At 64.0% G+C, this 16,673-nt stretch carries 15 protein-coding genes and 1 tRNA gene; 9 read left to right on the forward strand and 7 right to left on the reverse strand.

The genetic code is table 11. The features are described from left to right. Positions 1 to 43: 43 nt before the first annotated feature. Together radC and map are read right to left on the reverse strand one after the other, a co-directional pair. Complete coding sequence (radC, locus tag EN874_RS01070) at positions 44 to 805, reverse strand: DNA repair protein RadC (protein WP_127428134.1); 762 nt, start codon at positions 803 to 805, stop codon at positions 44 to 46. 36 nt (positions 806 to 841) lie between these two features. After that, positions 842 to 1,669: a type I methionyl aminopeptidase gene (gene map, locus EN874_RS01075; RefSeq protein ID WP_127428135.1), complete on the reverse strand. Its 828-nt coding sequence runs from the start codon at positions 1,667 to 1,669 to the stop codon at positions 842 to 844. Positions 1,670 to 1,886: 217 nt separating this feature from the next. Here map and EN874_RS01080 point away from each other — a divergent pair, with 217 nt between their 5' ends. The 3 genes from EN874_RS01080 to EN874_RS01090 all read left to right on the forward strand — a co-directional run bounded on the left by EN874_RS01080 (position 1,887) and on the right by EN874_RS01090 (position 3,140). Beyond that, on the forward strand, positions 1,887 to 2,282 hold the full coding sequence (locus EN874_RS01080; RefSeq protein WP_245513400.1) for a hypothetical protein: 396 nt from the start codon (positions 1,887 to 1,889) through the stop codon (positions 2,280 to 2,282). A gap of 113 nt (positions 2,283 to 2,395) precedes the next feature. Then, a complete protein-coding gene (locus EN874_RS01085) occupies positions 2,396 to 2,632 on the forward strand; it encodes a hypothetical protein (RefSeq protein ID WP_127428136.1) in 237 nt (78 codons plus the stop codon). 202 nt (positions 2,633 to 2,834) lie between these two features. Continuing rightward, positions 2,835 to 3,140, forward strand: a complete 306-nt coding sequence (locus EN874_RS01090; RefSeq protein WP_126088808.1) for a DUF982 domain-containing protein — start codon at positions 2,835 to 2,837, stop codon at positions 3,138 to 3,140. 4 nt (positions 3,141 to 3,144) lie between these two features. Here the strand turns inward: EN874_RS01090 and EN874_RS01095 are convergent, their stop codons facing one another. Continuing rightward, positions 3,145 to 3,831, reverse strand: a complete 687-nt coding sequence (locus EN874_RS01095) for an aspartyl/asparaginyl beta-hydroxylase domain-containing protein (protein ID WP_127428137.1) — start codon at positions 3,829 to 3,831, stop codon at positions 3,145 to 3,147. Between the two features lie 319 nt (positions 3,832 to 4,150). On the opposite strand from EN874_RS01095, the gene EN874_RS01105 reads away from it, so the two are divergent. Then, entirely contained in the window at positions 4,151 to 4,516 is a 366-nt protein-coding gene (locus tag EN874_RS01105; protein WP_127428138.1) for a hypothetical protein, read from the forward strand. A 143-nt stretch (positions 4,517 to 4,659) separates the two neighbouring features. On the opposite strand, the gene EN874_RS01115 is transcribed toward EN874_RS01105, so the two are convergent. From EN874_RS01115 to phaC, 4 genes are all read right to left on the reverse strand, one after another. After that, a complete protein-coding gene (locus tag EN874_RS01115; protein ID WP_127428140.1) occupies positions 4,660 to 4,938 on the reverse strand; it encodes a hypothetical protein in 279 nt (92 codons plus the stop codon). A 1,484-nt stretch (positions 4,939 to 6,422) separates the two neighbouring features. Further along, positions 6,423 to 6,497 (reverse strand) — tRNA-Glu (locus EN874_RS01120). 449 nt (positions 6,498 to 6,946) lie between these two features. After that, a complete protein-coding gene (locus tag EN874_RS01125; protein ID WP_245513469.1) occupies positions 6,947 to 8,107 on the reverse strand; it encodes a YcbK family protein in 1,161 nt (386 codons plus the stop codon). Positions 8,108 to 8,433: 326 nt separating this feature from the next. Next, positions 8,434 to 10,269, reverse strand: coding sequence for a class I poly(R)-hydroxyalkanoic acid synthase (gene phaC / locus EN874_RS01130; protein ID WP_127428142.1), 1,836 nt, complete (start codon positions 10,267 to 10,269; stop codon positions 8,434 to 8,436). 97 nt (positions 10,270 to 10,366) lie between these two features. Between phaC and EN874_RS01135 the strand changes: the two genes are divergently transcribed. The 5 genes from EN874_RS01135 (at position 10,367) to recJ (ending at position 16,654) form a co-directional block, all read left to right on the forward strand. Continuing rightward, a complete protein-coding gene (locus EN874_RS01135) occupies positions 10,367 to 10,774 on the forward strand; it encodes a hypothetical protein (RefSeq protein WP_168247333.1) in 408 nt (135 codons plus the stop codon). A gap of 48 nt (positions 10,775 to 10,822) precedes the next feature. After that, positions 10,823 to 12,040 (forward strand): LL-diaminopimelate aminotransferase, encoded by a 1,218-nt coding sequence (locus EN874_RS01140; RefSeq protein WP_126088842.1) that lies wholly within the window; start codon positions 10,823 to 10,825, stop codon positions 12,038 to 12,040. Between the two features lie 162 nt (positions 12,041 to 12,202). Further along, positions 12,203 to 13,516, forward strand: a complete 1,314-nt coding sequence (locus EN874_RS01145) for a homoserine dehydrogenase (protein ID WP_127428143.1) — start codon at positions 12,203 to 12,205, stop codon at positions 13,514 to 13,516. Between the two features lie 229 nt (positions 13,517 to 13,745). After that, complete coding sequence (gene glpX / locus EN874_RS01150) at positions 13,746 to 14,729, forward strand: class II fructose-bisphosphatase (protein WP_127428144.1); 984 nt, start codon at positions 13,746 to 13,748, stop codon at positions 14,727 to 14,729. A 140-nt stretch (positions 14,730 to 14,869) separates the two neighbouring features. Next, the gene (gene recJ / locus EN874_RS01155; protein WP_127428145.1) at positions 14,870 to 16,654 is read left to right on the forward strand and encodes a single-stranded-DNA-specific exonuclease RecJ; all 1,785 of its coding nucleotides are present in this window, start codon (positions 14,870 to 14,872) and stop codon (positions 16,652 to 16,654) included. The last annotated feature ends 19 nt before the right edge of the window (positions 16,655 to 16,673 follow it).

Raw genomic sequence — 16,673 nt, forward strand, 5'->3', positions numbered from 1 at the left:
TGATTCCTGAAAATCGGCGCCCACTTTCATGTTCGGGCAGCCGTCAGATCAGCAGCAGGCCCTTCATCGAGGCGTTGCCCTTGCGGCCGATGATGACGTGGTCGTGCACCGCGATGCCGAGAGGCTTCGCCGTTTCGATGATCTGCTTGGTCATGTCGATGTCGGCGCGCGACGGCGTCGGATCGCCGGACGGGTGGTTGTGGACCAGGATGATGGCACTGGCGGAAAGTTCGAGCGCCCGCTTCACCACCTCGCGCGGATAGACCGGCGTGTGGTCCACAGTGCCGGTCTGCTGCACCTCGTCGGCGATCAGTCCGTTCTTCTTGTCGAGGAACAGGATGCGGAACTGCTCGCGGGGCTCGAAGGCCATGGCCGAGCGGCAATAGTCGAGAAGCTGCGTCCAGTTGGACAGCACCTCGCGGCCGCGCACTTGGCCGCGCGCCATGCGCTGAGCGGTGGCGGCGACAACCTTGAGATCGGTCGCCACGGCCGGCCCGATGCCTTTCACCTCTTCGAGCAGGGACGCCGGCGCGCCCAGCACTTCGGCCAGCGAGCCGAAGCGCGCGATCAGCGCCTTGGCGATCGGCTTGGTGTCGACGCGCGGGATGAGCCGGAAAAGCAGGAGTTCGAGCAGCTCGTAGTCGGGCAGAGCATCCGCGCCGCCCGCGACGAAGCGCTCGCGCAGGCGGTCGCGATGGCCGTGATAATGCGGCTTCTCCGCCGCTAGGGTCTTTTTCTGCAGCTTCTGCGGCGGTTCGACCCAGGCTTCGGAAAAGAACGCCCGGTCGTCGTCGTTTTTTCCCATGGCCTGCCTCTCCCCCTTCAGGCTTTGGCCAGGAAACTAGGCCGGCAGGCCGGGCCGGTCGAGCTTTTTCGGCGAGAGCGTGAAGATCTCGCAGCCGGTGTCGGTGACGCCGATCGTGTGCTCGTATTGCGCCGACAGAGAGCGATCACGCGTCACCGCCGTCCAGCCGTCCGACAGCACCTTCACATGCGGGCGGCCGAGATTGATCATCGGCTCGACGGTGAAGATCATGCCGGGCCGCATCTCGACGCCTTCGTTGGCGGTGCCGTAGTGCAGGATGTTCGGCGCGTCGTGGAAAAGCTGGCCGACGCCGTGGCCGCAGAAGTCGCGCACCACCGAGCAGCGCTCGGCCTCGGCATAGGTCTGGATGGCGGCTCCGATGGCGCCGGTGCGGACGCCGGGCTTGATGGCGGCGATGCCGCGCATCAGGCATTCGTATGTCACCTCGAGCAGCCGCTCGGCGGCGCGCTTGATCGTGCCCACCGGATACATGCGCGAGGAATCGCCGTGCCAGCCGTCGAGGATATAGGTGACGTCGATATTGACGATGTCGCCGTCCTTCAGCGGCTTGTTGTCGGGGATGCCGTGGCAGACGACGTGGTTGATCGAGGTGCAGGACGATTTGGTATAGCCGCGGTAGTTGAGCGTCGCCGGCAGGGCGCCTTGGTCCATGCCGAACTCGAAGACGAAGCGGTCGATGGCCTCGGTGGTGACGCCGGGCTTCACCATCGGCACAAGCTCGTCGAGGCAGCGCGCGGTGAGGTCGCAGGCCTTGCGCATGCCGGCAAAGCCTTCCTCGCCGTAAAGGCGGATCTGCCCGGTGTTTCTCAAGGGGGCCGTCGCGGCGTCGAGATAGGTAACCATTCGTGTCCGTTCGCGGATTGGCTCCTGTCGCGAGCCGATGCGGAAAATTTCTCCAGATTTGGCACCGGAAGGCGCAAGGTTCAAGGACGAAGTGCCTTCAACCGGTTTGCCGCGCGGAATATTCGCCGGCGCAGGGGTCGGCGCGTGCGGGTCGTGGCAAGCTTTCCTTTCGTTGCCCCATGAGATAGGGCGGGATGGATAGAGGAGATTTGTGCCGTTGACGGCATTGGAACGCGCAAGATCGACGCTGCTGCCGGTCAGGACCGCATGCTCGGCCCTGATGGCGCTGCTCGTGCTTGCGCTGGTGGGTTTCACCCAGGCTGAAGTCTCCGCTTCCATAGCGGCGGCTTCGGGCGGCGCCGGCATCAGCGCAAAGCGGCAGGGCGAAACGCTCGCACTGCCGAGGGTCACCGCCAAGGCGCGGGCCGTCGAAGCCCGCGCCGGCCGGCCGCTGCCGATGAAGCTCGTCAGCGGTAATCCCGGCGCGCTCGCCTCTGTTGCCGATTTCCTCGTTGCCGGCCAGGCTTTGCCGGCGCAGGCGCGCATCGCGCCTGTCCTTGCGGCTGCGCCGTTCTCGCACGCCAACCAGCCTCGGGCGCCACCAGCCGCCTGAGTTCGCGGTCGCCGACCGCCGCCTTCACACCCCAGACATTCCTTCGCGCCGCAAGCTGGCGACGGCTATCGGCTGTCCGCCGGTCGCGTGGCGCGTCCATTGGACATTTCTCGATGCAACGTATCAGGACGTTCCAGACACTCACGCGCGCTGCCGCGGCAGCCTTGTTTCTCGCTGTCCAGGCAGTCATCTGCATCGGCACCGTCTATTGGGCCGTTGCCGCAACGCTTCGCATGGAAGGCACGGCCGCGCTGGTGCTCGCCGCCATCTTCGCCCTGCCTTCCGCCTCTCTGCTGATGGTGGTCTCCCGCGTGGCCTACGAGGCGGAGACGGATCCGGCGAACCAGTAGACGCCCTGGATGGAGAAACCTGTGACAGGGCGACGGCGGTTGCATCGCCCTGTCAAACGATGTGACCAGAGTGCCGATCTGCCGCACCCGAGCGCCGGACCGCTTACCGCACTGAGGTCACATTCGTGGGCCAGAAGGCGGAAAAAGCAACTTTTCGGAACGAACGGCGTTGCTGCACCTGCGCCGGTTCGGGAGACAGGGAATGGACAGACTGCAATTCGAGGTGCCGGTGCGCATCACGCCCGCGCCTGGCCTGCCGGTCGAGGAAATCTACAGCGTCGAGCAGGCGCTCGACTTCCTGCAGAACTGGCCGAAGCGCCGGCAGGGCAAGGTCTACGACGCCGCCTTCAACGCCTGCTTCGGCGCGACGGTCGATGTGGCAAGCTCGGAGGACGCTTGCCGGGCCTTCATGGCCTTCTGCCGCGTCAGCGGGCTGCTCGCCAGGGACATGATGTTGCCGGTCAGGCGCGGCGGCAGCGCAAGAGGCTTTCGCGAGGCGAGGGCGTAAAGCTTCAACCGGCGAAAGATACCCCTCGGTAGCGCATTCCCACCTGCACGCCGCGAACGATCAGTCTGGACAGGATCTCCATGTCCAGCGGCATTTCCGGACGCCACACATCGAGCAGCAAGGCAATGCGCGCCTGATCGGCGTTGTTCATGACCTCGTGCTCGAAAGTGTCGTCCCACAGCATGCACTCGCCGTCGGAGATCCGCCTTTCCTCGTGGTTGATCATCATGATCGTCGCCGGCCTGCCATCCGCCTGTTTCGGAATGACCAGGCCGAGATGAAATCTCATGATGCCGCGAAAGGGACCGCGATGGGCCGGGATGTGCTTGCGTGGCGCCAGGAATGAGACAGCCGCCGATTTGACCTCGGGGCATTCGGACAGCAGCCGGCTGAGGGTCGGCATCCGCGCCAGATTTTCCGGGATCGTCATGTCGTAGGCCTTGAGCACGAACATGCGCCAGTCGAGGCCGTCTTTGGCCGAGATCTCGGCTTGCTCAGGCATGATGTCGTGGAAACGCGGCACCCTGTTCAACTGCACCGACAGCGCTTCGTCGCGAATGCTCCGCCAGGCGGCCGCAAACTTCGTCGCATTGGGAAAATGGGTGCCGGTATCAAGAATCGCCGGTGCATCTATGCGCTTTTCATAGATACGACGCACCAGATCGGTCCCAAGGTCGTAGACGTTCGACATCGCATTGCCTCGACCAGGTTATAGTATAGTGGACGATTGCTTTCAGCTATTGCTCACGGAGATTTGTTCGGAGAGCCTCCGATAGATGTTCGGCGGTCGCGACGATGGCTGTTGCCAACGCTTCTGCCTCATGGATCAGATCCGGCCCGCAAGGCCCATTGACCATCTCTTCGCTCGGGAGCACGCCCGGCGGGCAATATTCCTCGATCGTACGCCTTATGAGGGTAAGCGCTGCCCGGCACTCCGCAGTGTCCATGGTCGCCATAATCAATTAAACATTCAATTTTGCTAAAATGTTCCCGGAAGTCGGGATATGTGCATGCGTAACGTTGGTGAGCGGCTGACATTCATAAAGCCGATGGAACCGGAACTGGTCGAGCAGCCGCCCATAGGCGGTGAGTGGACCCATGAGGTCAAATTCGACGGCTACCGCACCCAGCTCATCAAGGACGCCGACGGCATCCGCCTCTACACCAAGACCGGGATAGACTGGACGGCCAAATATCGGCCGCTCGCGGAGGAGGCCGCGTCGCTCGATGCGGAAAGCTTCATCATCGAAGCCGAGACGATTGTCACCAACGAGGCGGGCCTGAAGGTGCAATGCCACGCCGGGAAAGCCTCATGGAAATGGCAGAGCGCCACGTCCGCGAGGGAGCCGAGCGCATCGCTCGCCAGCGTGCCCTGATCGACAGATTAGCGGAACGAGGGCTTCCCATCTACGACGCGGTGGTGATGCTGCAGGCTTTCGAAGCGGCTCAGCGAGAACATATCGCTCATCTACAATTCCTGAGGAATTCCGCTTGAGGTCGGTTGCTAAGAAGCTGGCCATCAGGAATATAATCCTCCTCGGTGCGGCGCCCCCATTTCGCGAGGATCGCCATGACGACCCTTCACAGAAGACACGCTCGGCAAGAAGCTCGAAGCCGGCACGGCCTGTCGGTCGACTGCCTCACATGCAAGCAGGAGGCAGCGCTTGACATTGCGGAACTGGTTAAGCGGTTCGGCCCCGATCAGCCCTGCCTGCATTGCGATCTGATCAAGATCATCTTCTGCCACGATTGCCGCGCCGCCGGCCGCGATGACCGGAACCTGCAATTTACGAACCATGCGGTAACGCCCGACAAGCGCAAGGGCTGGACGCCGTTTCCGTAGCGGGAGGAACATTGGCGCCGCCTAACGGTTCTCTCGGGTAAGCACATCCTGGGCGGAACCATGGCCGAGTTGGCATTCGCATTCGCATATTATTCAGGGCTGACTGGCCAGGACATGGCGGGCGCCATCGTGTCGTTACTGGCAGGCCTGCTCCTCTACAATATCATGCGTGAGGACAGGCCAAACCGATAGGCTCGTGACGAGATAACCATTCACAAAGTGACGGCGCTGCGCGGCAGGGCAGCAAGGATAGGCATGACCTTTGCCCCGGACCTCAGTTCCGCTCCAATCGAACTCGCAGCTATCTTTTTTGGGTGTATCGTCTTCGCGCTGTGGTGTCGCGGTCAAGGTCCTGAGCCTTTTCGAAGGCGATTGTATATTTGACAGTCCCGTAAAACTGCAGGGAACCCAACGCTAATCCCACCATTATCTAGAAAGGCGGTTATCATCCCCCGTAAGGCCGCCAGCACATAAGTCCCAAGAGCAGAAAGCCCGCCGCCAATTCTCCCCCTGCGGCGGGCTTTTCATATGGGGAATCAGCCACAATTCGCCCTCAAAATGACTCGTGACGGCCCCATTTCGGGACTACAATTCGCGGCATGTTGAGGCACAGGATAGCCGATCCTATCGAGGTCACCATTTTGGCAAGGACCGTGAGCGACTACTGCGCAAAGCACAAGGTCACGCGCGTAGACGACCGCGAACAGATAGCAATCAAGGTTATGTACCTTTCCGAATGGGGCATAATCGACCCAGAGGCACTCTTACTGGCGCTTGAAAAGGTAGGCCAAGGGGAACCTGGCCCTGCCGGATAGCTCGGTTCAGGATAAAATAAGCCGGGCTATTCGGCCTTCACCAGGCAGCCATCCCGATCATGGCGCGCTGCCTATGGCGACGCGCTGGCGCGGACCAGCGTCAACATCGACGACTTCAGGCCTGGCGCCGTCGATTGTGCCGTCCCAGCCGCCGGGCGCCTCGTTGAGAGCGATATAAGCCGATGCTGCTTACTTGACCTTCTCGATCTCCGGTGCCGGCATCTGATCAGTTGTCGGAGCTGCCGGCGTGCAATCCTGGCCCTTGCAGTCCAGAACGGGGTTCTCGGCCGGAGGCAGGCAATTCTGCCCTTCGCAATGAACCGGCGGCTGCTCTGGCTCCGCTCCACCGTTCGGCGCAGCAGGCTGATCCTCAGCGCGAACGGCCAACATGCCCACTGGACCGATCATGGCCGCGCACAAGAGCGCTACCCGAAGCAAGTTCATTCCCGCCTCCATAGCTGAGAGCGAGCCGAACTTTACGCTTTCGGGTTGAGGTTGACCTACTGTCACCGGCGAATGACGTTAATAGCGCGTTTCCACCCATGCCTCGACGCGGACGCGCCTCTTGAACGGAAGCGATCTCGTCCACACTGTCCATGGTGGTGTATTTCGCGGGAAATTTGCTGGTACGCCCAAGGGGAATCGAACCCCTGTTACCGCCGTGAAAGGGCGGTGTCCTAACCGCTAGACGATGGGCGCGCTCAGACGAAGCGGCTTATAATTGCGTTGTTCGCAACCGGCAACCCATCCGCAGCCACATGCGACAACTTTTTTCAACAGTGGCAAAAACCACGCTTTCGGCAAGCCAGGAGGCGGTTTTCCGGCCTCACTTGGTCGTGCATCCCGGGAGGTTAGACGGAATACCTCTCGCGGTCGTCATTCTATGGCGGAGCAAGGAGCGAAGCGACGCGGCGCAGACCATAGAATCCATTCCGTGAAGTTGAAGCGTTGCCGCTGTGCAGAATTCTGGTCCGGTGCATTCTTCGGCGAAGGTCACAGCATGGATCCCAGGGTCTCCGCGACGGAGCTTCGCTCCTGCTTCGCCCTAGGATGACGAAGTTCAAAAGGCTTCGGCCAATCGCGAATGTTTATGCGGCGAGGTTCGTCGAAACGAAGACGGTTGACGGCCGACTGCCCTCTACCGAGGCTCAGCCGTCGCCACCGCCGCCGCGCCGGCGGCAGCGCCAGTTCCAGTCGCGCTCGGGGCCGACGTCGACGTGGATCGATTCGGTGTGGCAGTAGGTGCCGACGCCGCCGCGGCCGGGCATGGAGCGAACATAGTTCGCCAGTTCCCACTTCGAGACGCCGGGCACCTGGATGTCGGCGGCGGCGCAATACATGTGCAGCGAGTTCTTGGCGCCGTTGGCGCGGCGGTTGCGAGACGGATCGCGATAGCCGGAGGTGACGACCATTTTGCGGCCGAAATGGCCCTCGATCGTCTTCAGCACCCGCACCAGCGACGGCTTCAGGCAGGCGACGTCGACGCTTTCGTTCTGCTTCAAGAGGCCGTTGGGCGCGAGCCTCGCCATTCCGGCGGCTGACGCCACCTGGTAGGAGCCGCCGCCTTCGTCCTCGTTGAGGTCGACGTCGCTCTCGTCGTCGATGCCGGACTTGCGCTTGATCTCGAACAGCGCCGTCTGGCGCACGCCGGGCAAGGCATCGGCGCCGGTGATGTGGTTGCCGCTGTCGTCGCCAAGGGAAGCGAGTTGCACCGGCTTGTCGCCCGGCGTCGCGGAGGCGAGCGTCACGATCGGCTTTGCCGGCGGCGGCGTGGTCTTGGCCTGGGCGGCGGGCTGGTCGCCGGAGCGCGCGTTGTTGATCAGCGGCGCGGGAGCAGCGGAAGCCGGCGTGGTGCTGAACAGCGAGGCGAACAGGCTCTTCTTCGGCGCGGCGATCTGCTGCTGCGGCTCGCCGGCCGTCACGTAGACGCCGCCATTGTTCATGACCGGCGCGGCCTGGACTTGCGATGCGACCGCGGCGGCGTCGCCGGCGGCGACCTTGTCGGCGACGGGTTTCGTCTCGTCGGCCGTCTGCGCCGACTGGACCAGCGGTTGCGGCGTGCTGCCGGCGATCGAGTTGGCGCCTGCCGGCACCGCGACCGCCGGGAAGGCGGCTCCGGGCCGCGTCTCCGGCAGATAGGCGACCTTTTCCGGCAGCGGCTTGTCGTCCTCGCTCATCACGGTCGACGCCGCTTCCGGGGAGTCCGCTGCCGCCTGCACGGTCGAATCGGCCGACGCCACGGGGCTGGCAGTGGAAGCCGCGCTCATCTCGGTTGCGGTCGAATTGTAGCCGGGCGTGACGACCGACATCGTCGGGTCGCCGGTCGAGGTGCAGGAGGCGAGAAGCACGGAGAAAAGCGCTGCCGCAATGCTGCGGCTTTCCCCTCGTGCGAGACGCCAACCTACTGGTTTCAAAATAAAATTCCCCCTCGGCATCCGGTCCGTATATCATCGCCGCGGCGCTCCAGTGCCTCTAGCGATGACCTCCTGTTCCCGAACCGGAAACGGGATATGCGTCAATCTGCAAATCTCGGATTTATTGTGCGTCTGAAGGCGAACCGAGGCTGCGAAAACGATTAACGCCACCATTTCGCCCTGTTTTAGCGGCCCGTCAACTCACCAGACATTACAGTCCGTTACACACGCACCTTGACATAGGTGCCCGGCGCATCCCCTAAGGTTTTCATACGCTTGCCGGGTTTGCGGGCCGGGACATGCACATTGTCCTGGCTTTCGATCCAGTGCTGCCAGTGCGTCCACCACGAACCCGGATGCTCGTGCGCGCCAGCGAACCAGGTGTTGAAATCGCCAACCGGCTTGGCGCCGGTCCAGTACTGGTATTTGTGCGCCGCCGGCGGATTGACGACGCCGGCGATATGGCCTGAGCCGGCCATCACATATTCCACGTCGCCGCCGAAGAACTGCGAGCCGAGGAACACCGAGAGCGCCGGCGCGATGTGGTCCTCTTTCGTCGCCAGGTTGTAGACCGGGATCGTGATGTCGGCCAGGGAGACGGTGCGGCCGGCAAGCTCCATCGTGCCGCGCGAGAGATTGTTCTCGAGATAGCAGTTGCGCAGATAGAAGGAATGGTTGGCGGCCGCCATGCGCGTCGAATCGGCATTCCAGTAGAGCAGGTCGAAGGGCAGGGGATCCTTGCCGCGCATATAGTTGTTGATGACATAAGGCCAGATCAGATCGCCCGAGCGCAGCATGTTGAAGGCGGTCGCCATCTTGGTGCCTTCGAGATAGCCCTTCTCGCTCATCGAGCGCTCGACCGCGGCAACCTGGTCCTCGTCGACGAAAACCTTCAGATCGCCGGCATAGGTGAAGTCGACCTGGGTGGTGAAGAAGGTCGCCGACTTGATGCGGTGGTCGCCTTCCCGCGCCAGAAGCGCGAGCGCCGCCGCCAGCAGCGTGCCGCCGACGCAATAGCCGATGGCGTTGACTTCGCTCTCGCCGGTCGCCTTCTCGACCATGTCGAGGCCATATTGCAGGCCTTCGCGGATGTAGGCTTCCCAGCCCTTGGCGCCGTGGCGCTCGTCCGGGTTGATCCAGGAGATGACGAAGACCGTGTGGCCCTGCTCGATCGCCCAGCGGATGAAGGATTTCTGCGGGTTGAGATCGAGGATGTAGTATTTGTTGATCCATGGCGGGCAGACGAGCAGCGGGCGCCTCAGCACCGTCTCCGTCGCCGGATCGTATTGGATGATCTCGGCGACGTCGCTGCGGCCGATCACCTTGCCGGGCGTCGTGGCGATGTTCTTGCCGATCTCGAACGGCGCGTAGTCGGCCTGGCGCAGCTTCAGGTCACCCCTGCCGGCGGCGATGTCCTCGGCCAGCATCTTCATGCCGCGCACCAGGTTCTCGCCGTTGGAGGCGACGGTCTCGCGGAACAGTTCCGGATTGGTCAGGATGAAGTTCGAGGGTGCGATGGCGTTGGAGACCTGCTTGACGTAGAAGCTCGCCTTGTGGCGGGTGTGCTCGTCCAGGCCCTCGGCATGCTCGACGAGGTCGGAGGCCCAGCGCGAGGTGACGAGATAGGCCTGTTTCAGGAAATCGAAGAAGGCGTTGCGGCCCCATTCCGGGTCCTGGAAACGCTTGTCGCCGCGCTCGGGCTTGACGGCGTCCTCAGGCGTTTCGGCATTCGGGCTGACCTTCTGGATGGCGTTGGCCCAGACCGTCATATAGCCGGCGAAAAGCCGCGTCTGCGCTTCCAGAGCACGCTGCGGGTCGGCCAGCCAGTACTCCGAGAGCTTGGAGAAGGTCTTGACCATGTCGACCACGGGCTCGGCGACATGGTCGCGCACCTCACCCTTTTCACGCGGCTCGGCCCAGGCGGAAGCCGCCTTGCCGGCCTGCTCGATCATGCGCGCCATGTTCAGCGCGAAACGCTCGGGATCTTTCACCAGATATTGCTCGACGGTCGAAGGTCCGCCATTTTCCGCTTTGTCCGAATCGGGCGCTTTGGACATGGTTCGCGGGGTTCCTCCCGGAGCGTTTTCTTGACATATTACCATGGGACATCTGACCGGGTCCAACACGCTCTAGCCCGGCTGCCAGGAAAACAATATGACGATTAATGTTGGCGGGACTTTTTTTCTCGGCGCCGGTTCGATTTGCCGCATCGCCATCGCGGCCGCGATGCTGGGCGCGCCGCTGCTGGGCGGCGGCTGCACCAGCACCAGCGCGAACAGCGCGGCACCGACGGCGTTGACCGAAGGTCCTAAGGACACCGGCTCCTATCCGAACCTCAACATTCCGCCGCAGGTTGCCGCCAAGCAGCTGTCCAAGGAAGAGACCGCCGCCAAGCTCGGCGAGCTCAAGGCCGAGCAGCAGGCGCAGGTCGCCAAGGGCGGCGGCGCGAAGCCGGCTCCCAATACGGCCGCGCTCAACACGCTCGCCAGGACGCATGGCGACGAAGCGCTGAAGCAGATCGAAGGCAAATGCGATCCCGCCCTCGACCCTAACTGCAATTAGGTCTATATCGCGCGCCGAAAGCGCCCCGTTTGATCGTCTGGAACTGAAATGGAAGAATTTCACAAGGTCCGCCGGCTTCCGCCTTACGTGTTCGAGCAGGTCAACCGGCTGAAGGCCAGCGCCCGCTCGCGCGGCGCCGACATCATCGACCTTGGCATGGGCAATCCGGACCTGCCGACGCCGAAGGCCATTGTCGATAAATTGTGCGAAGTTGTGCGCGATCCGCGCACGCATCGCTATTCCTCCTCGCGCGGCATTCCGGGCCTGCGCCGCGCCCAGGCCGCCTACTATCAGCGCCGCTTCGGCGTGAAGCTGAACCCCGACACGCAAGTGGTGGCGACGCTTGGCTCGAAGGAAGGCTTCGCCAATATGGCGCAGGCGATCACTGCGCCCGGCGACGTCATCCTGTGCCCCAATCCGACCTATCCGATCCACGCCTTCGGCTTCATCATGTCGGGCGGCGTCATCCGCTCGCTGCAGGTCGAACCCGATGACGGCTTCATCCCCGCGGTCGAGCGCGGCATCCGCCACTCGATCCCGAAGCCGCTGGCGCTGATCCTCAACTATCCGTCGAACCCGACGGCGCTGGTCGCCTCGCTCGATTTCTACAAGGACGTGGTCGCCTTCGCCAAGAAGAACGACATCATCATCCTGTCGGACCTTGCCTATTCCGAGATCTATTTCGACGGCAATCCGCCGCCCTCGGTGCTGCAGGTTCCGGGCGCGATCGACGTCTGCGTCGAGTTCACCTCGATGTCGAAGACCTTTTCCATGCCCGGCTGGCGCATGGGTTTCGCGGTCGGCAACGAGCGGCTGATCGCAGCGCTGACCCGGGTCAAGTCCTATCTCGACTATGGCGCCTTCACGCCGATCCAGGTGGCGGCGGCGCATGCGCTGAACGGCGACGGCGCCGACATCGCCGAGGTGCGCGAGGTCTACCATAAGCGGCGCGACGTGATGGTCGATTCCTTCGGTCGCGCCGGCTGGACCATTCCGGCGCCCGCGGCCTCGATGTTCGCCTGGGCGCCGATCCCGGAGCAGTTCCGCCCGCTCGGCTCGCTCGAATTCTCCAAGCTCCTCATCGAGCATGCCGACGTGGCGGTGGCGCCGGGCATCGGCTTCGGTGAGCACGGCGACGATTTCGTGCGCCTGGCGCTGGTCGAGAACGAGCACCGGATCCGGCAGGCGGCGCGCAACATCAAGCGCTTCCTGGCCTCGACCGCCAAGCAGCCCAACAATGTTGTGCCGCTCACCGCGCGCCGCTAGGGCCGGATGATTTCAGGCCCCGTTCGGCCTGAAATCTGAATCCGGCTCTCAATCAAAAGAGCTAGAGCATGATGTCGTCCGAAAACCGCTTCACACTTTTCGGCATCATGCTCTAGTTCACCGCACATCACACCGACCATTCTTTGAGGGGCGTCGCCGGACATGGCTGAAGCGTTGCGTGTTGGAATTGCCGGCCTCGGCACGGTGGGCGCCTCCGTGGCGCGCGTGCTCCACGAAAAGGCGGCCGAGCTCACCCGCCAGTGCGGCCGCGACATCGTCGTCACCGCGGTTTCGGCGCGCGATGCGAAGCGCGACCGCGGCGTCGATCTGAGTGGCGCCAAATGGTTCGACGATGCCGTGAAGCTGGCCGAGCAGGCCGATATCGATGTCTTTGTCGAGTTGATCGGCGGTGATGAAGGGCCGGCGCGGGCCTCGGTGAAGGCGGCGCTCGAGGCCGGCCGCCATGTCGTGACCGCCAACAAGGCGCTGTTGGCCAAGCACGGCGTGCAACTCGCCGAGATCGCCGAGAAGAAGGGCGTGCTGCTCAACTACGAGGCGGCGGTGGCCGGCGGCATCCCGGTCATCAAGACGATGCGCGAGGCAATGGCCGGCAACCAGGTCACCCGCGTCTTCGGCATCCTCAACGGCACCTGCAACTACATCCTGACCCGCATGGAGGCCGAAGGCATATCCTTCGACGCCTGCCTCAAGGATGCGCAGCGGCTGGGCTACGCCGAGGCCGACCCGACCTTCGACATCGAAGGCCACGACACGGCGCACAAGCTGTCGATCCTGACCAGCCTTGCCTTCGGCACCAGGATCGCCGCCAGCGACATCTATATGGAAGGCATTTCCAACATCAGCCAGGCCGACATCCGCGCGGCGGCCGATCTCGGCTACCGCATCAAGCTGCTCGGCGTCGCCCAGCGCACCGACAGCGGCATAGAGCAGCGCGTGCATCCGACCATGGTGCCGACGGCATCGGTCATCGCGCAGGTGCACGGCGTCACCAATGCGGTGGCGATCGAAACCGACATCCTGGGCGAGCTTTTGCTCTCCGGCCCCGGCGCCGGCGGCAACGCCACCGCCTCGGCGGTGGTCGGCGATATCGCCGACATCGCCAAGAGCCGGCCGGGCTTCCAGCACGGACCGGTCTTCGGCTGGCCGGCGAAGGAGTTGAAGCCCTATAAGAAGGCGCAGATGCGCAGCCATGCCGGCGGCTATTTCATCCGGCTTACCGTGCATGATCGCATCGGCGTCTTCGCCGCGATCGCCAAGCGCATGGCCGACAACGACATCTCGCTGGAATCGATCGTGCAGCAGGCGGCCGGGCCGGAAACCGAGGCGCAAAAGACGGTTATCCTCGTCACCCACGAGACGACGGAGGCCGCGGTGCGCAAGGCCGTCGAAGGCGTCACCAAGGACGGCCATCTGACCGACAAGCCGCAGGTGATCCGCATCGAGCGGGCGGAATAGCTCAAGTCATAATCTGCCTTCAATCGATTGATATTGCTGCAATTTCAAAAATTGCCGAGGCAAGTCTTGCCGTTGTCATGGAGCTTTGCCAGAAGAAGCGCGCCTCTGGCGGGAGGCGGGAGCAATTCGCGGAAAAGTGCCTGGCGGTTTTCCGTCCGGAATTGCTCGAAGCAACAATTGGAGCGGTTCCAACTGAACCGCTCCCCGTGTCAACGAGGAATGCCCATCCATGAACATGGCCCAGAACATCGCAGCCGGCCTCGACCGTATCCTCACTATGGAAGTGGTGCGCGTCACCGAGCGGGCCGCCGTCGCGGCCGCCAGGCTGCGCGGTCGTGGCGATGAGAAAGCCGCCGACCAGGCCGCCGTCGACGCCATGCGCCAGGAGCTCAACCGGCTCGCCATCAAGGGCACGGTGGTGATCGGCGAGGGCGAGCGCGACGAGGCGCCGATGCTCTATATCGGCGAGGAGGTCGGCACCGGCAAAGGGCCGGCGGTCGATATCGCGCTCGATCCGCTCGAAGGCACGACGATCTGCGCCAAGAACCTGCCCAACGCGCTCGCCGTCATCGCGATTGCGGAAAAGGGCAGCCTGCTGTTCGCGCCCGACGTCTATATGGACAAGATCGCGATCGGGCCGGGCTATGCTGAGGGCATCATCGACATCGACGCGCCGCCGGCCGAGAACATCGCCAATCTCGCCAAGGCCAAAGGGGTCGCGGTGTCCGACATCACTGCCTGCATCCTCGACCGGCCGCGCCATGCCGAGCTGATCGACGCCGTGCGCGCCACAGGCGCCGCGATCCGGCTGATCGGTGACGGCGACGTCGCCGGCGTCATCCACACCACCGACCCGGACGAGACCGGCATCGACATCTATCTCGGCACCGGCGGCGCACCGGAAGGAGTGCTGGCCGCTGCGGCGCTGCGCTGCACCGGCGGCCAGATGCTGGGCCGGCTGATCCTCGATACGCCGGAGAAGGTGGCGCGGGCCGAAAAGATGGGCATTTCGGATCCGAAGCGGGTTTATCGGGCGCAGGACATGGCGCGCGGCGACGTGCTGTTTGCGGCAACCGGCGTCACCGACGGCAATCTGCTCGAGGGCGTGAAGTTCGGCCGCACCTTCATCACCACACACACCATCGTGCTGCGCTCGTCCTCGCGCACCGTGCGCGAGATCAAGGCGCGTCACCAGGATCTGGACAAGTTTTGATTTCTTCCCGTCTGGACGCTTTTGCAGCAGTTCGAGGAAGGCTATTCCACACCTTTCCTCGAATTGCCCACGTTCCCGGAATTGCCCCGGCCGCCGCCTGTTGATATCTGCGCAATGATGATGTGCAGACGGCGCGTCGCATGACGGGCGAGAGACGGTTCTTCCTCGATGTCAGGCAATCGGCGACCGGTGTTTCCTGGGAACACCGGCTGACCGAGCGGCAGGACATGGCCGCTTTGGCCATCGCGCAGGGCCATGGCGTGCCGGACATCGTGGCGCGCGTGCTCGCCGGGCGCGGCGTGAGCGTCGAGCAGACCGAGCGCTTCCTCGATCCGACCATTCGCGAGCTTTTGCCGAACCCGGCCTCGCTGACCGACATGGAGCAGGCGGCGGCGCGGCTGGCCGACGCGATCGTGGCCGGCGAGAAGGTGGCGATCTTCGGCGACTACGACGTCGACGGCGCGGCCTCGTCAGCGCTGCTGAAGCGCTTCCTCACGCATTTCTCGATACCGTCCGAGATCTATATCCCCGACCGCATCTTCGAAGGCTACGGCCCCAATCCGGAGGCCATGCGCGAGCTCATCTCGCGCGGCGCGAGGCTGATCGTCACCGTCGACTGCGGCACCAACAGCGCCGCGTCGATCGAAGCAGCGAAGCAAGCCGGCGCCGACGTCGTGGTGCTCGACCATCATCAGGTCGGCGGCGCGCTGCCGGCGGCGGACGCTGTGGTCAATCCGAACCGGGAAGACGATCTTTCAGGGCAGGGGCATCTTTGCGCTGCCGGCGTCGTCTTCCTGTGCCTGGTCCAGACGGCGAAGGTGCTGCGCGACAGGCTGCCAAATGCCGCGCCGGTCGATCTTCTGTCGCTGCTCGACCTCGTCGCGCTGGCGACGGTTTGCGACGTCGTGCCGCTCACCGGCGTCAACCGCGCTTTCGTGGTCAAGGGCCTGCAGGTGGCGCGCCAGCAAAAGAATGAAGGGCTGGCGGCGCTGGCGCGGGTCTCGCGCGTCGGTGAGCCGATCAACACCTTTCATCTCGCCTATCTGATCGGTCCGCGCATCAACGCGGGCGGGCGCATCGGCGATGCCGCGCTCGGCAGCCGGCTTCTGGCCACCGACGATCCTGTCGAGGCCGCAGGCTTCGCCGAGACGCTCGACCGACTGAACCAGGAACGGCAGCAGATGGAGATGGAGATGCTGGCGCAGGCGCGCGCCGAAGCCGATGCCGAGCTTGCCGGCGGCAGCGGCCCGGCCATCGTCGTCACCGCCAGCAACAGCTGGCATCCGGGCATCGTCGGGCTGCTGGCCTCGCGGCTCAAGGAGCATGCGCGCCGTCCGGCCTTCGCCATTGCCTTCAACGCCAATGGCATCGGCACCGGCTCTGGGCGGTCGGTCTCCGGCTTCGATCTCGGCCGGCTGGTGCGCGAGGCGGCCGAGGCCGGACTGATCGTCAAGGGCGGCGGCCACGGCATGGCGGCGGGCATCACCGTCGAGCGCGCCAAGCTTGGCGCGCTGCGAGCCTTCTTCGAGGAGCGCGCGGCGGCGGACGTTTTCCGGCTGCAAAGCGAGGAAAGCCTGGCGATCGACGGCGCCTTGGCCGCCGAGGGCGCGACGCTTGCACTGCTCGACGCGCTGGAAAAAGCCGGCCCGTTCGGCGCTGGACACATCGCGCCGGTTTTCGTGCTGCCGCGCCACAGGCTCACCGATGCGCGGCCGATCGGCACCAACCACATCCGTGCCGACCTGCAGTCGCAAAGCGGCGGCAACCTGCAGGCGATCGCGTTCCGCGCCGTCGACACCGCGCTCGGCGAATTCCTGTTCAAGAACAGGGGCAAGACCGTGCATGTCGCCGGCTCGCTGTCGGGCAATTACTGGAACGGCAACCGGACAGTGCAATTCCGCATCACGGATGCGGCGATTGCCTGAGTTGCGCCGATGCTTCAGG

This window comes from Mesorhizobium sp. M1D.F.Ca.ET.231.01.1.1 (assembly GCF_003999155.2).
In the GTDB taxonomy this organism is placed as follows: Bacteria; Pseudomonadota; Alphaproteobacteria; order Rhizobiales; family Rhizobiaceae; genus Mesorhizobium.

Coding starts and splice junctions, on each gene's coding strand:
- phaC (WP_127428142.1), bottom strand. CDS start 10,269: ATGTCCAAAGCGCCCGATTCGGACAAAGCGGAAAATGGCGGACCTTCG.
- EN874_RS01095 (WP_127428137.1), bottom strand. CDS start 3,831: ATGTCGAACGTCTACGACCTTGGGACCGATCTGGTGCGTCGTATCTAT.
- EN874_RS01125 (WP_245513469.1), bottom strand. CDS start 8,107: ATGTCGGTCGTCACGCCCGGCTACAATTCGACCGCAACCGAGATGAGC.
- recJ (WP_127428145.1), top strand. CDS start 14,870: ATGACGGGCGAGAGACGGTTCTTCCTCGATGTCAGGCAATCGGCGACC.
- EN874_RS01140 (WP_126088842.1), top strand. CDS start 10,823: ATGGAAGAATTTCACAAGGTCCGCCGGCTTCCGCCTTACGTGTTCGAG.
- EN874_RS01145 (WP_127428143.1), top strand. CDS start 12,203: ATGGCTGAAGCGTTGCGTGTTGGAATTGCCGGCCTCGGCACGGTGGGC.
- EN874_RS01085 (WP_127428136.1), top strand. CDS start 2,396: ATGCAACGTATCAGGACGTTCCAGACACTCACGCGCGCTGCCGCGGCA.
- glpX (WP_127428144.1), top strand. CDS start 13,746: ATGAACATGGCCCAGAACATCGCAGCCGGCCTCGACCGTATCCTCACT.
- map (WP_127428135.1), bottom strand. CDS start 1,669: ATGGTTACCTATCTCGACGCCGCGACGGCCCCCTTGAGAAACACCGGG.
- EN874_RS01090 (WP_126088808.1), top strand. CDS start 2,835: ATGGACAGACTGCAATTCGAGGTGCCGGTGCGCATCACGCCCGCGCCT.
- EN874_RS01105 (WP_127428138.1), top strand. CDS start 4,151: ATGCGTAACGTTGGTGAGCGGCTGACATTCATAAAGCCGATGGAACCG.
- EN874_RS01115 (WP_127428140.1), bottom strand. CDS start 4,938: ATGGTTCGTAAATTGCAGGTTCCGGTCATCGCGGCCGGCGGCGCGGCA.
- radC (WP_127428134.1), bottom strand. CDS start 805: ATGGGAAAAAACGACGACGACCGGGCGTTCTTTTCCGAAGCCTGGGTC.
- EN874_RS01135 (WP_168247333.1), top strand. CDS start 10,367: ATGACGATTAATGTTGGCGGGACTTTTTTTCTCGGCGCCGGTTCGATT.